The 14,633-nt window shown below is 36.1% G+C and carries 14 protein-coding genes; all 14 read right to left on the bottom strand.

Annotated features, from left to right (window positions below):
* Window positions 1–5: 5 nt before the first annotated feature.
* The gene (locus tag Q0838_RS05555) at window positions 6–1,442 is read right to left on the bottom strand and encodes a TolC family protein (protein ID WP_298952223.1); all 1,437 of its coding nucleotides are present in this window, start codon (window positions 1,440–1,442) and stop codon (window positions 6–8) included.
* Between the two features lie 63 nt (window positions 1,443–1,505).
* A complete protein-coding gene (locus Q0838_RS05550) occupies window positions 1,506–2,669 on the bottom strand; it encodes an HlyD family efflux transporter periplasmic adaptor subunit (protein WP_298952222.1) in 1,164 nt (387 codons plus the stop codon).
* A gap of 27 nt (window positions 2,670–2,696) precedes the next feature.
* Window positions 2,697–3,956 (bottom strand): ABC transporter permease, encoded by a 1,260-nt coding sequence (locus Q0838_RS05545; protein WP_298952221.1) that lies wholly within the window; start codon window positions 3,954–3,956, stop codon window positions 2,697–2,699.
* Between the two features lies 1 nt (window position 3,957).
* The gene (locus tag Q0838_RS05540; RefSeq protein ID WP_298952220.1) at window positions 3,958–5,205 is read right to left on the bottom strand and encodes an ABC transporter permease; all 1,248 of its coding nucleotides are present in this window, start codon (window positions 5,203–5,205) and stop codon (window positions 3,958–3,960) included.
* Window positions 5,198–5,899 carry an ABC transporter ATP-binding protein gene (locus Q0838_RS05535; RefSeq protein ID WP_298952219.1) on the bottom strand — a complete coding sequence of 234 codons (702 nt, stop codon included), beginning with the start codon at window positions 5,897–5,899 and terminating at the stop codon, window positions 5,198–5,200. The genes Q0838_RS05540 and Q0838_RS05535 overlap by 8 nt, the downstream gene beginning before the upstream one ends.
* A gap of 146 nt (window positions 5,900–6,045) precedes the next feature.
* Window positions 6,046–6,273 (bottom strand): hypothetical protein, encoded by a 228-nt coding sequence (locus tag Q0838_RS05530; protein WP_298952218.1) that lies wholly within the window; start codon window positions 6,271–6,273, stop codon window positions 6,046–6,048.
* A gap of 9 nt (window positions 6,274–6,282) precedes the next feature.
* Window positions 6,283–6,804 carry a DUF420 domain-containing protein gene (locus Q0838_RS05525; RefSeq protein ID WP_298952217.1) on the bottom strand — a complete coding sequence of 174 codons (522 nt, stop codon included), beginning with the start codon at window positions 6,802–6,804 and terminating at the stop codon, window positions 6,283–6,285.
* A gap of 3 nt (window positions 6,805–6,807) precedes the next feature.
* On the bottom strand, window positions 6,808–7,521 hold the full coding sequence (locus Q0838_RS05520) for an SCO family protein (RefSeq protein WP_298952216.1): 714 nt from the start codon (window positions 7,519–7,521) through the stop codon (window positions 6,808–6,810).
* Window positions 7,511–8,212, bottom strand: a complete 702-nt coding sequence (locus tag Q0838_RS05515; protein ID WP_298952215.1) for a membrane or secreted protein — start codon at window positions 8,210–8,212, stop codon at window positions 7,511–7,513. The genes Q0838_RS05520 and Q0838_RS05515 overlap by 11 nt, the downstream gene beginning before the upstream one ends.
* A 73-nt stretch (window positions 8,213–8,285) precedes the next feature.
* Complete coding sequence (locus Q0838_RS05510) at window positions 8,286–8,681, bottom strand: cytochrome C oxidase subunit IV family protein (protein ID WP_298952214.1); 396 nt, start codon at window positions 8,679–8,681, stop codon at window positions 8,286–8,288.
* 18 nt (window positions 8,682–8,699) lie between these two features.
* Window positions 8,700–9,701 (bottom strand): cytochrome c oxidase subunit 3, encoded by a 1,002-nt coding sequence (locus Q0838_RS05505; protein WP_298952213.1) that lies wholly within the window; start codon window positions 9,699–9,701, stop codon window positions 8,700–8,702.
* A 36-nt stretch (window positions 9,702–9,737) separates the two neighbouring features.
* Window positions 9,738–10,328, bottom strand: a complete 591-nt coding sequence (locus Q0838_RS05500; protein WP_298952211.1) for a cytochrome c oxidase subunit 3 — start codon at window positions 10,326–10,328, stop codon at window positions 9,738–9,740.
* 1 nt (window position 10,329) lies between these two features.
* On the bottom strand, window positions 10,330–11,223 hold the full coding sequence (gene cyoE / locus Q0838_RS05495) for a heme o synthase (RefSeq protein WP_298952210.1): 894 nt from the start codon (window positions 11,221–11,223) through the stop codon (window positions 10,330–10,332).
* A 209-nt stretch (window positions 11,224–11,432) separates the two neighbouring features.
* A complete protein-coding gene (locus tag Q0838_RS05490; protein ID WP_298952209.1) occupies window positions 11,433–14,510 on the bottom strand; it encodes a class I tRNA ligase family protein in 3,078 nt (1,025 codons plus the stop codon).
* Between the last annotated feature and the right edge of the window lie 123 nt (window positions 14,511–14,633).

Raw genomic sequence — 14,633 nt, 5'->3', positions numbered from 1 at the left:
GGATTTTAAAGTTTTACTTCTTCTGGAGCTATACCATTGAATAATTCCAATATTTTTAGCTTGAAAATATAATCGTATTTATTGCTTAATAAAGAACTTTGCGCGTTAGTAAGCGCGGTCTGTGCCTGATTAAAGTCAAAGGCGTTCATAAGGCCTACATTATAGCGTTCTCTAGCATACTCAAATGCTTGTTCTCTAGCCTCTAGCGCTGTCACTGCACTTTCATAAGCCGCCTTAGAGCCATTTGCATCATTATATGCTTGATAAATATTACGTTTTAGAGTCAGTTTAGTCTGGTCTTCGGTAAGCTTACTATTCTCTACATTTATCTTGCTGCGTGCTATATTATTGCTCACAGACCAACCGTTAAAAATAGGTACACTAAGACTTAACCCATAAGAAATACCGTCATTGCGAGATAACTGATCAAAGAATGGATCTGCGTTACCTATTGTAGATGTAAAGTTAGGAGCAACAACACTCTGGTTAGTCCCTTCTACGATACCTATCTGTCTAGTAGGCGCATCAGGATCTAAAAAGGAATTAAAATTACCCTGTCCTGACTCTCTTGTATTATAATTAAAGAAAGCTGAAAGTCTCGGTAAAACGGCTGCCTTTGCTATTTTATAATCTTGCTCAGCTAACAAGGTGTTTTGTTCAGCTATTTTCACTTCAAATCTTTTTGAGCGTGCATTCTCATAAATATCTGCTACGGCCTGATCTAGTACAAAACCATTAGGAGTACTTAAATTAGGATCCTGAACGTCAAAATTAGTATAATTCTCAAAATTTAGTATTTGAGCTAAAGCAATTCTAGAGTTTATAATATTGTTAGTAGCAGCTATAATTTGTTGTTCTTCATTTGCATAGGTCGCTACTATTTCTAATAAATCACCGCGTGGCAAAGAACCTGCTTCCACTAGTTGAGATGTAAGATCTATTTGAGCCTTAGTCTGTACATGTTGCGTCTCTAATCGCTTTAAATTCTCTTTGTTAAAAAGAACATTTAGGTAAGAGTTTGCTACATTGAGCAAGATGTTATCCTCTATTAGCTCAGAATTATATTCTCTTGCTAGAATACTCATTTTTGCTCTTTGTAATCTATACACATTTGCCCAACCATCGAACAAGGTAACACCAGACGAAATTCCATAAGAAGAGTTACGTGTGGTTTGAGTTTGTAAAACTCCAGTTGTAATATTTTGAGTAAGACCAGTATTCCATGAATTACTAGCACTGGCATTAAGTGAAGGCAAGAAGGAGCCTAAGGCATCTTTCTTATCTAACTTTGCAACTTCTGTACTCAGGTCAGCTTGCTTTATGTCTATATTATTCTTAACTGCATACTGGACACATTCTTGCAGGGTCCAGGTTTTTGATGATTGCGCTTTCGCGAAAGCGAAACTTAAAAGAACAATGCTGCAAATTATTAACTTCTTCATAATGTGATAATGTCTATATGTAGATCTAAAATGTAATTTGTTACAAAAATTATAGGTTCCCTATTAATTTCTTCTTCCTATAGGAGCTTTAAGTGGATTCCATACTTTAATTTCATCTGACTCTGTGACACCGCTTCTAATCTCTACGTTGATACCGTCACTTAAACCTAATTCTACGTCTCTTCTTTCAAATTCTTGATCACCAGTCTGAATTTCTATAAAAGGTTTTTTAGTTTTAGGATCGTATTGCACAAGGGCTTCTTTGATCGCTAGCACATCAGTAACTCGATCTAAGATAATACTTGCATTTGCGCTAAGTCCTGCACGTACAAATGTAGAATCTTGCGCAACAGTTTTTAATGTTCCCTTTATGGCAAATTGTATTGCTCCATTCTCTGTAATACCTTTGGGCGCGATATAGTCTAATACGGCATCAAATTTCTTGTTATTATAAGCCCCTACTGTAATCTCTAGCGGCAGGCCTTCCTTTATTTTCCCAACTTCACTCTCATCCACTTTTCCTTCAAAAATCATTTTTTTAACATCTGCAATTACTGCGATAGAAGTGCCGTCATTAAAGTTATTTGCTTCGATAACTTGATTTCCTTCTTTTACCGGCACATCGAGCACCATACCAGATACAGTTGCGCGTACACTTGTGTTAGCATATTTACCTAATCCAGTGGTAGTTCCTGTTCTAATGATGTCATAATTTTGCAATGAACTGGTTAAGCTTACTTGTTCTTGCTTATACCGTTGCACCGCATTATTGTATGCGTTTTGCGCTAGATCAAAATCATTTGCTGCGATTACTCCTTTATCAAAAAGTTCTTTCTGTCTGTCGTAAATTGCTTTTTGATTATCTCTAGCAAGTTTTGCAGTTTCTACCGCTGTACGCTGTCCTGCAATATTATTTTTTGCATTAGTAAGAGAACTCACATTAGGAACTACTTTAATATCTGCTATTAAATCACCAGCCTCTATATAATCACCAGCTTCTACGTGTATTTTATCAATCACACCAGAAATATTAGGTTTAATATTCACCTCCTCTTTAGGGACTATACTACCTGTAGCAACTGTTTCCTTTAGAATGGTCTTTTTCTCGGCTTGCTCTGTTTTATACTCCATAGGATCCTCAAGATCTTTAGTATAGATATACCAGATTCCTGCTGCTGCTAAGAGTAAAATTACTAATAATGTAATTACGGTTCCTGTACGTTTCATTTATAGTTTGTTAGTTGATGTTTTATTTTATTCGGTTCTTAATGCGTCTACCGGTTTCATAGTAGTAGCCCTAGAAGCCGGTATAAAACCTGCGAGTAGTCCAGCTACACTTAATATGATTAAAGCAATAACGACTACGACAATATTCACAGAAGGATTTGCAAAGTTTTCTACTGGTCCATTATTATCAAGAAAATAATTCATTAACCAGATGAGTCCTGCCGAAAATGCAATTCCTGCAAGACCTGAAATCAAAGTCAAAACTATGGATTCTTGCAAAATTTGTGATTTTATATCCCAAGGAGTAGCACCTAATGCACGACGCACACCTATCTCATTAGTACGTTCCTTAACTACAATGAGCATGATGTTAGAAATACCTATACCGCCAGAAAGCAGTACCAGTGCTCCTACAAAGTATCCTACAAAAGAAAGGATATCAAATAACCCAGTAAATTTTGCAAATAACTCTGCTCTATCAAAATTACCTATAGCACGTTTATCATCTGGATGGACGCTGCGTTGTTCTCTCATAATGCTAAGAACTTGCCTTTTAACATCTGTTATGCTTACTTTATCATGAGCAGTTATGGCCATCCACTGTACATTATCAGCAGTATTAAAGGCTTTGGCAAATGATGTAAATGGAATAAAAATAGTATTTGCCTCTTCCTCGCTATTTCCTTGTGTATTTGGGTTTTCAAAAACACCTACTACCTTAAAGTTTACACCTTGTACTTTTATATACGTTCCTATAGGCTCCTCACCTATATCATAAAGTGATTTTACGACATCAGTACCTATTACAGCACTTTTCATTTCTTTTTGAATATCAGAGTAGTTGAGCCACCTACCCTTTACAATATCCATATATTGTTGGTAAATGTATTCTGGGTAATCACCATTTACCTGGAACGCACCAGTTTTTTCACGACGAGTAACATTATTTGCTCCTTGATAACCGCCTAATTGCTGTCTAGGTGAGACATATTTAAGTGAAGGCATTTTTTCTTTAAGCACTTCCACATCTACAAGTTTAAACTGAACCCTACGTCCTTTATTCATGCCCTTATAAGGTACTGAAGTACGTTGTCCCCACATAAACATAGAGTTAGTCGCACTATTTGCAAAATTTGCAGTGGCACCATTTCTCAACCCATTAGTTAACGCTAGCAATGCTACTAAAATAAAAATTCCCCAAAACACACCAAAAGCAGTGAGCAATGTTCTCAACTTATTAGCATTAAGTGCTTCTATTATTTCTATCCAGCGATCTCTATTGAACATATTACTCGTCTCTTAAGGCTTCTATAGGTTTAATATTTGCTGCTCTTCTAGCAGGAATAAAACCAGCTAATGTTCCTGCAACAATTAGGATAATTACCGTAGTTATAGAAGTTGTGAAATCTACTGTAGGATTGTTTATAAAGTCGGTCTCGGCATATGGCGCAATTAACTGTAATAATCCCACACCAGCAAACAGACCTATCAATCCAGAAAGTGCAGTTATAAAGATAGACTCTTGTAAAATCATCCATATAATTTCACTAGGTAATGCACCTAGTGCTTTACGTATCCCTATCTCTTTTGTTCTCTCTTTAACAACTATCAACATGATATTTCCTACTCCTACTATACCAGCAATAATAGTACCTATACCTATAAACCAAAAGACCATTCTTATGGTGTCGATTAAGCTATAGATTTTTTTTGCCTCTTCGAGCGTATCGTTCACTCTTACAGCGATCCTATCGTCTGGAGCAACACTAAATTTTGTTCTTAAATCTAGATCTATAGATTGCGTCATTGCAGCACTAAGAGCCACAGCTTCATCAAAGTTGTCACTCATTTTAACTGTATAAGCAATACGGTTAATGTTCTCCCCTGCGTTAAATACTTTTTGAGCGGTGGTCATGGGAATAAACAACCTAGTCTCTTCTCTTGTACCACCAGGATCTGTATAAACACCTACCACAGTAAAATTAATGTTGTTGTTCACTAAAATAATTTCTCCAATAGGATCCGTATCAGAAAAAAGATCTTCCTTCATTTGATATCCTAACACGGCAACTTTACGAGACTCGTCCACATCGGACTGACTCAAGAAACGTCCCTGAGTTAAAGTTGCATTTTCAATAAATTGTTGATCTGGAAACGCTCCTTCTATGCGGTAACTACCTTGTTTTTCTTTGTAATTGATCTCTCCACCCCAAGTATTATAAAGGCTTGTCTTATATTCTATTTGATCCTCATACTTCCTATTAAGAGTCTCATAGTCAGAATTAGTCATTTGTAGTCTTCTACCAGGATTGAGACCGTTGTATCCTTTGGTAGTAGTTCGTGTACTTACTTGAATGCGATTAGTAGCATCACCCTCAAACTGAGCACGAACCCCATTTTCTATACCAGACGAAAAGCCTAATAAAATTACTAATATAAAAATACCAGCGGCTACAGAAAGGCTTGTTAAAAAAGTACGTAACTTATTTTTACTAATGGTTTCAAAGATTTCTTGCCATCTCTCGATATTAAACATGAGCAGATGCTTTAACCTGATTTACTAATCTATCATCTATAATTCTACCATCTTTAAGATTCACCACACGTTTAGTCATTTCGGCTATATCAGGTTCGTGTGTTACAATGAGAATGGTTCTACCTTCTTCATTAATACCTTGAATAAGCTCCATAACCTCATAAGAAGTTTTGGTATCTAGAGCTCCAGTAGGCTCATCGGCAAGTAACACTTTAGGATCACTAGCAAGAGCACGTGCTATGGCCACTCGTTGTTTCTGACCTCCAGAAAGTTGATTAGGCAAGTGATTTGCCCAGTCTGCAAGACCTACTTTCTCTAGATAATGCATGGCTTTTTCATCTCGTTCTTTACGACCTACTTTCTGATAATAAAGTGGCAAGGCCACATTATCAACGGCCGTCTTATAATTAATCAAATTAAAAGATTGAAAAATAAACCCTAAGAACTTGTTGCGGTATTGAGCAGCAATTTTTTCATTTAAGTTTTTTATAGGAGTATTATCGAGCGTGTAGGAGCCTTGGTCTGCCTCATCTAGCATACCTAGAATATTGAGTAACGTAGATTTTCCAGATCCTGAAGACCCCATTATGGAAACTAACTCACCTTCTTTTACAGAAAAATCGATACCTTTTAAAACGTGTAATGAGGTGTTTCCTGTAACGTAAGACTTTTGCAGATTAGTAATTTCGATCATCGGTGGTGTTTATGAAACCTAATTAAATGGCCTATTTCTATAAGGCTATAAAGTTGCACACTTGTTACACTAAAGATTATAATAAAATGTTAATATCCTACAATCTACCTCTATTTTGAATCTCTATAGATAAAACTTACAAATAATTATGACTCGATATCCTTAGAACCCTTTTGGGTGTTCTTATATATCATGTAAATAATAGCACCTACTAACAGGTATGGAAAGACCATTAAATAGGTGATTCCGTTGTTAAGCCCTTCAGCAGCTGCGGTATCTCCAGAGCTTTCTATAACAGCACGGCACATGGCGCATTGCGCTTTCGCGAAAGCGGGAAAACTAAAAACAATAACTAGAATAAATATCTTTTTCATAGTAAAATATTAATAGTAAGGTTGCATAAAAGCATACACTAGAACACCAGTAATGGCCACATATAACCAGATAGGAAAGGTCCAACGAGCTATCTTTTTATGCTTTTCAAACTTTTTATTCCATGCAAAATACATCGTGTATAACACTAATGGCAGTATAATACCAGAAAGAACGATGTGGGTTAAAAGTATGAATAAATAAAGTGCTTTGAGCGGTGCTTCATCTGGATAAGATACTGGATCATTACTAATTTTAGAAATTACATAACTAACCAAAAACACAGCACTTAACAAGAAAGCTGTGGTCATTACCCACCTGTGCGCTGTTCTACTTCCTTTTTTAATCAGAATAAAACCTGACGTTAACAACACAGCGGTCATACCATTAATAACTGCATGAAATAATGGTAACAAACCTGATTCTATACCTAAAAAGTTATAACGCTCTGGCATAAGCATTAAAAAAACAACTACTAGCGGTACTAGAATAGAAATAATTATAATTACAGCGGGACCTCTTTTCTCTAACATATTTTACTTATTTAAAAGTGTTTCTGCATCTTCAATAATCTCGTTTAATTGAGCAGGTATATCATTTTCCTGAACACCACTATAGTGATATATCCAGTTTTCATTATCCTTATCGATACGCACTTTACGAGAGCGTATGTAACCATCACGATCTACTAACGCAAAATTGCCACTGTGTTCAAAACGTATCGCCTCGTCATCACTCTCGCCTATATAAGCGTTAAACCCTTCACGACTTAGTTTATAAGTAGCCTCTTTATCTCCTACTAGAAATTGCCAGTGATCATTTGCATCATACTTAGCAGCATACTCTTTTAAGACGTCAGGCAGATCATGATCTGGATCTATGGTGATAGAAATAGTTCTAAAATCTTCATAATCCGACAGTGCCTCACTAATCTTAGACATGTTGATACTCATAGGAGTACAAATAGTAGGACATGTGGTAAAGAAAAAATCAATTACATACACCTTACCGAGTAGTGAATCGTTAGTAATAGTATCGCCATTTTGATTTACAAATTTAAAATCTGGGACTTTATTGAATTTCTTTAGAAACTTATCTCCTACAGGCAGGCGATCTTCTGACCGGTTACTATCTACTATCTTATCCTTATTTACATAATGAATGACGTTAGTAATAGCAAAGTATCCAAAAATAATAATTATGATACCTAACCCTATATAGTACGGAGTATCGCTTTTCTTATCGTTCATTTTTCTGAATTTTAACGTCTCTATTTTTCTTAAATGCAAATCTATACTCTGCCAGCAAGACTCTCATGTCATCCATCATTCTTTTATTAAGATTTGCGATAAGATAAGTATCATAGCCATATACCCTACCTAACTCAGGATCGTCATTACGACCTCTCAAAGACATTTGTTTATCTACAATAAACGCGTAGTCTGAAGAAAGATCTTTATTAAGAATTAAGTTAGAATCAAAAGAATTGAATAATTTATTTATAGCATCATCACTACCTACTAGAAAATGCCAGTCATTAAGGTCTGTACTTTCTGCCATTTGTAGTTTGATCTCTTCTATGTCTTTTACCCCTGCTTCTGGGAGTATACTTATCATTTGAAATCCATCAAATTTATGAAAGTCCTTGTATACTTTTTCATTTACATTAGAAACATACCCTAACCTTTTATAAGGTTGATCACCTAAGAATGTAATTATAGAGACACTGTCCTTTAAATATACAGGATCTCCATCTAGATTTCTAAAACCATCGAGATTTGAGACTTTTTCTGTAACAATAGTCAGCGTTTTAAAATGATGTTCTCCATTTAAAAAAAACAAATAGGTGAGTAATGGCAGGGCAAAGAGTATGACTAACACACTTATTATTGCTACCCTACTGGTTTGCTTAATCCCTTCGGCTTCAGGAAATTTAGACATAATTATTATTTAAAAATGAGGTATAAAAAAGGACGGAAAAACCGTCCTTTTGTATATGTTTATTGAGTAGCTATTAAAAGTCAAAACTTACAGCTGCATTTTTATAAACTTGATAAATATATTCACCTTCTACTAAAAGAATAACCATTAAGTATATAATTAAGAAAACTGAAGTCCAAACCACAGATCTTCTTAAACCACTTGTCTCATCTCTCATGTGCATAAAATCCCATGTGATATAATAAGCTTTTACTAAGGTAAGGATAATAAATATCCAGTTTAATAATTTGAGGCCTATGATCTTTCCATTTAAAAAATCTGGTTTAATGTAACCTAAAGCTACCTCTACAATTGTTATTAAAGAAAGGAATATTAATACACCCCATATCTTTTGCGTATTAGATTTAAACTTTAAAGTACCTCTAAAAATCGCTAATTTATGTCCGTCGTGTGCTGCGTGATCTGCCATCTTAATGTCTTAAAAAAATTATACTAGGTAGAAGAATGTAAATACAAATACCCATACTAAATCTACAAAGTGCCAGTAGAGACCAACTTTCTCTACCATTTCATAACTACCTCTTCTCTCATAAGTTCCTAGAAGAACATTAAAGAAAATAATAAGGTTAAAAATTACACCAGAGAAAACGTGAAAACCGTGAAATCCTGTTATAAAGAAAAAGAAATCTGCAAATAAGGGAGCGCCGTATTCATTTTCAGTAAGGTTTGCACCTTCTACTACACCTACAGCATCCTTATTTAATTTAATTAAAGCATCTTCTCTAGAGAGAACTAGTTTTTCACTAGCACCAGTTTCTTCATTTACGATTAACTGTTGTGTTCTTATAGTAACATTAGGATTATCTACAAAACCCTTCTTAACCTCTTCAATAGTATAAGTAGCGTTATACTCACCAGATGTAGTATACCATATACCTTCACTATTACCATAAGTCTCGACATCTCTAGGACCTACTTTGACAAATTCATTTAAGGCAACCCTTTTACCTGTTTCTACATCTAGAAACTGAAGTATTTTACCACCTTTAGTTTTTACTGCTCCATACTCACCATTGATAAAGTTTTTCCATTCCCAGGCTTGTGAGCCTACAAATATAAAACCACCTATAATGGTTAGTAACATATAGAGCGATACTTTTTTCTTGTTCATGTGGTGCCCTGCATCTACTGCAAGTACCATAGTAACCGAAGAACCAATAAGGATAAAGGTCATCAATGCCACATAAAACATAGGCGCATCAGTGCCATGTAAGAATGGGAAGTGATTGAATACCTCATCTGCGATAGGCCATTCTTCTATAAATTTAAATCTCGAGAAACCGTAGGCTGCAAGAAATCCTGTGAAGGTTAATGCATCCGATAGGATGAAAAACCACATCATCATTTTTCCGTAGCTGACGTTAAGCGGCTTAGACGCTCCACCCCATTTTTGACCTTCGGTACCAGTAGTAGCTACTGTTGTGTCCATAACTTTAGATTAGTTGTAATATATTGCAAAAATAGGTTAAAAAATATCTTTAGCAAAAACTAAAAACAGAAGAAGAAAAATCCATAGCACATCTACAAAGTGCCAGAAGATTGCTCCTAACTCAAAACCTAACATTTCTTCCTTAGAATATTTTTTTGTCACAGCCTTAAATGTAATGACTGTGAGGGATATAAGACCAGCAACTATATGAGCGAGGTGTGCCATTACCATGATGTAAATAAACGATCCAGCGACACTACTTCCTTTTCCTGTAAAGAAAATACCTGCATCGGTTAATGACCCAAAAGCAATAAATTGCATGATCACAAAGACAGTTCCCAGTAAAAAAGTGATAAAAGTAAGGATAGCTGCACCAGATAAATTATTACTTCTCAAAGCTTTCTTTCCTAGAAATAAAGTAAGAGAACTAAGTAAAATAACACCGGTACTATAAAAAAATTCTGCAGGTAAATCTACATCAACCCAGTCTCTACGGCTACTACTTATAATATATGCACTAGTTAAGCCAGCAAACATCATGGTAAGACTCATTATAGCAAACCACATCATTTGTTTTTTAGACCTTGCGATCTTCTCTTTAAAAGGCAATTGCGTTATATCTATCATTTTATCTTATAAATTTATCTACCACATAAATTATCTGTATAAGTGTAATATAACTAACACTTACTAACATTAATTTTTTTGCAATAGCGTTACTTCGTTCTTTATATAATTTAATCGCGTAGTATAAAAACCACACTCCTAATAAACCGACTATTACCGCACTATAAGGCGTCATGTATAAATCACCAGTTACACCAAAAACAGGCACCAAAGATATCATAACAGTCCATATGGTGTATAAAATAATTTGCACCGCCGTACCTTTATCTGCTGCGCCAGTAGGTAGCATTTTAAACCCTCCAGCTTTGTAGTCGTCTTCTAGCATCCATCCTATCGCCCAAAAGTGAGGGAATTGCCAAAAAAACTGCAACATAAATAAAGTTCCCGGCTCAATCCCAAAATTCCCACTAGCAGCCACCCAGCCCAGCATATAAGGAATCGCACCTGGAAAAGCACCCACAAAAACACATAATGGCGTTCTGGTTTTTAATGGTGTATAAACTGCCGCATAAAGTAAGATACTTAAAGCACCAAAAAATGCGGTAGCAAAATTGATTAAAAACAACATATAAATGCCACTCAAAGCCATTACCACACCGTAAATCCAAGCATTTCTAACAGACACTCTCCCAGTAGGCAACGGTCTGTTTTGAGTACGCTTCATTAAAGCATCTAGATCTTTCTCTATAATCTGATTAAATACATTTGAAGAACCCACTAGAAAATAACCACCTATACATAAAAGAACAAGGGTTTGCCACTGATAAGTGTCTGTAGCTAGAAAATATCCAGCAATAGATGAAAACACCACCACTATGGACAGTCTAGGTTTAGTAATCTCAATGTAGTTTTTAAACGTACTAGGAGATCGTTCTATGGCATTTACTTCTGTCAAAAAAAAGCTGTTTTTAAAGGAGTGCAAAGATACCTCACAAGTCCTTTGTTGCAAAGGTTTTAAAAAGCTTTCGTTCTAATTAAAATTAATTGCATGATTAATTATTTTAAAAGTGAATCTGATAAGTGTACCGCTTTCGCGAAAGCTACATTTCAAAAAAAAAAGAGAATCATTACAATTCTCTTCTAATTTTTAAAACATCGATAATTTTATCCCACCACAAAATTCACAATCTTACCAGGCACAATAATCGTTTTACGTATTTGCTTCCCTTCCAGTTGTTGTTGCACTTTTTCATTATCTAGCACTAGCTTTTCTAAATCTTCTTTTGAAACGTCTACTGGTAAGTCCAGTGTAAATTTCATTTTACCGTTAAAAGAAATAGGATAAGTCTTACTACTTTCTACTAAGTGCTTTTCATCAAACACTGGGAAAGGCGCTTCACTTATCGACTCGTTATGACCTAATAGTGACCATAATTCCTCTGCAATGTGCGGTGCATAGGGCGATACTAGAACAGCAAGCGGCTCTAACACCTCACGACTGTTACATTTTTGAGCAGTTAACTCGTTTACCGCAATCATAAAACTACTTACACTGGTGTTAAATGAAAAGTTCTCAATGTCATCTTGCACCTTTTTAATAGTCTTGTGCAAGGTTTTCATGCTATCTGGTGATGCTTTTTCATCACTAACAGAAAAACCAGCATCGTTATGATACAGTTTCCATAGCTTTTTCATAAAACCATACACTCCGGTAATTCCTGCTGTATTCCATGGCTTTGCTTGCTCTAGCGGACCTAAAAACATCTCGTACAAACGCAAGGTGTCTGCTCCAAACTGATCGCAAATGTCATCTGGACTAACGACGTTGTATTTAGACTTGGACATTTTCTCAACTTCTCTAGAGACTTTGAATGTTCCATCTTCAGCAGTAATGAATTCTGTTGCTGCATAATCTGGACGCCATTCTTTAAAGGCTTCTACATTAAGATTATTGTAATTATCTACTAATGAAACATCCGTATGAATCTTCACTTCATTGTAATTAAACACAACGTTTTTTACATCATACTTATCAAAAGAGAATAAGTTTGAATTATCTCCATCCAAATTTTCTAGAATTGCATTTTCGATTTCTTTTTCATAATCGTGATCTGGAAAAAAACCTTTACCATCTGAAACTGCAAATCGTGTGTTCAAATTTCCTTCTTGCGAAAACTTTATTGCAATCGATTTATCTTTATCCATTTTTTCAAAAAGACCAAGCTTTAATTCGAAATCAAATTTGAATTTAATTGAAAGTCTATTTACAAAAGCACTCTCACCAAGAATCATCCCTTGATTGATCATCTTTTGGAACGGTTCTTCTACAGTGACTTTACCTAGATCGTGTAATAATTTTACCCAGAATCTACTGTACAGCAAGTGACCGGTTGCATGCTCGCTACCACCTATATATAGATCTACGTTATTCCAGTATTCTTGTGCTTCTGCAGAGAACATCTCGTTTTCATTGTTAGCATCCATATATCTAAACATGTACCAAGAACTACCTGCCCAACCTGGCATGGTGTTCAATTCTAGTGGATACACACAATCACGATCGTCATCGTTAGAAACTACTTTATTTTCTTGAGTACACCAGCTCCAGGTGGTAGCACGACCTAGTGGCGGCGCGCCATCTTCAGTAGGTAAATATTCATCTACCTCTGGTAATGCGATAGGCAAGTGCTCCCTATCTATCATTTGTGGCAAACCGTCTTTGTAGTATACTGGAAATGGCTCACCCCAATAACGCTGTCTAGAAAATACCGCATCGCGCAATCTGTAATTGGTTTTTCCTTTTCCAGAGCCTACTTCTTCTAATTTTTCAATCGCTGCTGCCATAGCACCAGTCTGATAGCTCATTCCGTTTAAGAAATCACTGTTAGATAGCGGCGTTTTATCTTTTGGCGTGTAGGCTTCTTCACTGATATCTACACCTTCAAAAATATTTTTAATTACAGGCATACCATCTTGACCAGCAAAATAGTTTGCAAACGCATGATCACGCTCATCACCGCACGGTACTGCCATTACAGCGCCAGTTCCATAACCTGCAAGCACATAATCACCTATCCATACCGGCACTTGCTCACCGCTTAATGGATGCCTAGCATATGCTCCTGTAAATACTCCAGAAATAGTCTTCACATCGGCCATGCGTTCTCTTTCTGAACGTGCGGCAGTTGCTTTTTTGTAAGTTTCTACCGCGTCTTTTTGTGCCGCAGTAGTAATTTGATCTACTAACTCATGCTCTGGAGCAAGTGTCATAAATGTCACACCATAAATAGTATCTGGTCTAGTGGTAAAAACATCTATTTTATGGTCATCTAGTTGAAAAGACACCATCGCACCGACAGATTTCCCTATCCAGTTGCGTTGTATTTCTTTAATAGATTCTGCCCAGTCTAATCCTTCTAGACCTGTTAACAAACGCTCTGCAAAGGCGCTAATTCTCATCATCCACTGGCGCATTTTCTTGCGCACTACAGGATGTCCACCACGTTCTGAAACACCATTGACAATTTCGTCATTTGCCAAAACTGTTCCTAATCCTGGACACCAGTTCACCTCTGTATCTGCTAGAAAGGTTAATCTGTAATCTAATAAAATCTCTTGTTGCTCTTTATCTGTAAACGCGCTCCACTCTGCCGCCGTGAACTGTCTCAAATCTTCGTCTGTAGCAGCGTTGATGTTGTTTGTTCCGCTTTCGCGAAAGCGAGATTCTAACAAACTTATAGGTTGTGCCTTATCTAAGTCCTTATCATACCAGCTATTGAATAGCATGATGAAAATCTCTTGTGTATATTTATAATAATCTGGAGAAGAAGTTCTTACCTCACGATCCCAATCAAAACTAAAACCGATGCGATCCATCTGATTGCGGTATCCAGCAATTTTGTTTCCAGACTTATCAGTTCCTCCTTCTATGTTAGTTTTAGTAGTCGCTGCAGGATGTTGCCCAGTCTGTATCGCATATTGCTCTGCAGGTAGTCCAAAACTATCATATCCCATAGGGTGCAGGACATTAAAACCCTTGTGACGCTTATAACGGGAGACGATATCACTAGCAATGTAACCTAGGGGATGACCTACATGAAGTCCAGCACCACTAGGGTATGGAAACATATCGAGTGCATAGAATTTAGGTTTACCTGATGTATTGCTGGCTTTAAAGGTCTTATTAGTAGCCCAATATTTTTGCCATTTTGCTTCTATTGCTTTGTGATCGTAGAGTAACATATTTTGTTCTTGTAATAAGGCGCAAAAATACTAAAGCGTTTCTGAATTGTGGTATTAAATAAGTTTTGAGATAAAAAATGGTTTTTGCGCATAATCTATATGCCATTTTCTCCCTAATTTAAA

It is taken from the genome of uncultured Nonlabens sp. (genome assembly GCF_947495285.1).
Taxonomy (GTDB): Bacteria; Bacteroidota; Bacteroidia; order Flavobacteriales; family Flavobacteriaceae; genus Nonlabens.
This window is presented reverse-complemented; position numbering and strand designations above follow the sequence as displayed.

What these genes read in the sequence shown, in the direction of transcription:
- Q0838_RS05520 (WP_298952216.1), bottom strand. Translation starts at nt 7,521, where the DNA reads ATGAACGATAAGAAAAGCGATACTCCGTACTATATAGGGTTAGGTATC.
- Q0838_RS05500 (WP_298952211.1), bottom strand. Translation starts at nt 10,328, where the DNA reads ATGATAGATATAACGCAATTGCCTTTTAAAGAGAAGATCGCAAGGTCT.
- Q0838_RS05535 (WP_298952219.1), bottom strand. Translation starts at nt 5,899, where the DNA reads ATGATCGAAATTACTAATCTGCAAAAGTCTTACGTTACAGGAAACACC.
- Q0838_RS05505 (WP_298952213.1), bottom strand. Translation starts at nt 9,701, where the DNA reads ATGGACACAACAGTAGCTACTACTGGTACCGAAGGTCAAAAATGGGGT.
- Q0838_RS05510 (WP_298952214.1), bottom strand. Translation starts at nt 8,681, where the DNA reads ATGGCAGATCACGCAGCACACGACGGACATAAATTAGCGATTTTTAGA.
- Q0838_RS05555 (WP_298952223.1), bottom strand. Translation starts at nt 1,442, where the DNA reads ATGAAGAAGTTAATAATTTGCAGCATTGTTCTTTTAAGTTTCGCTTTC.
- Q0838_RS05545 (WP_298952221.1), bottom strand. Translation starts at nt 3,956, where the DNA reads ATGTTCAATAGAGATCGCTGGATAGAAATAATAGAAGCACTTAATGCT.
- Q0838_RS05550 (WP_298952222.1), bottom strand. Translation starts at nt 2,669, where the DNA reads ATGAAACGTACAGGAACCGTAATTACATTATTAGTAATTTTACTCTTA.
- Q0838_RS05530 (WP_298952218.1), bottom strand. Translation starts at nt 6,273, where the DNA reads ATGAAAAAGATATTTATTCTAGTTATTGTTTTTAGTTTTCCCGCTTTC.
- Q0838_RS05515 (WP_298952215.1), bottom strand. Translation starts at nt 8,212, where the DNA reads ATGTCTAAATTTCCTGAAGCCGAAGGGATTAAGCAAACCAGTAGGGTA.
- Q0838_RS05540 (WP_298952220.1), bottom strand. Translation starts at nt 5,205, where the DNA reads ATGTTTAATATCGAGAGATGGCAAGAAATCTTTGAAACCATTAGTAAA.
- Q0838_RS05490 (WP_298952209.1), bottom strand. Translation starts at nt 14,510, where the DNA reads ATGTTACTCTACGATCACAAAGCAATAGAAGCAAAATGGCAAAAATAT.
- Q0838_RS05525 (WP_298952217.1), bottom strand. Translation starts at nt 6,804, where the DNA reads ATGTTAGAGAAAAGAGGTCCCGCTGTAATTATAATTATTTCTATTCTA.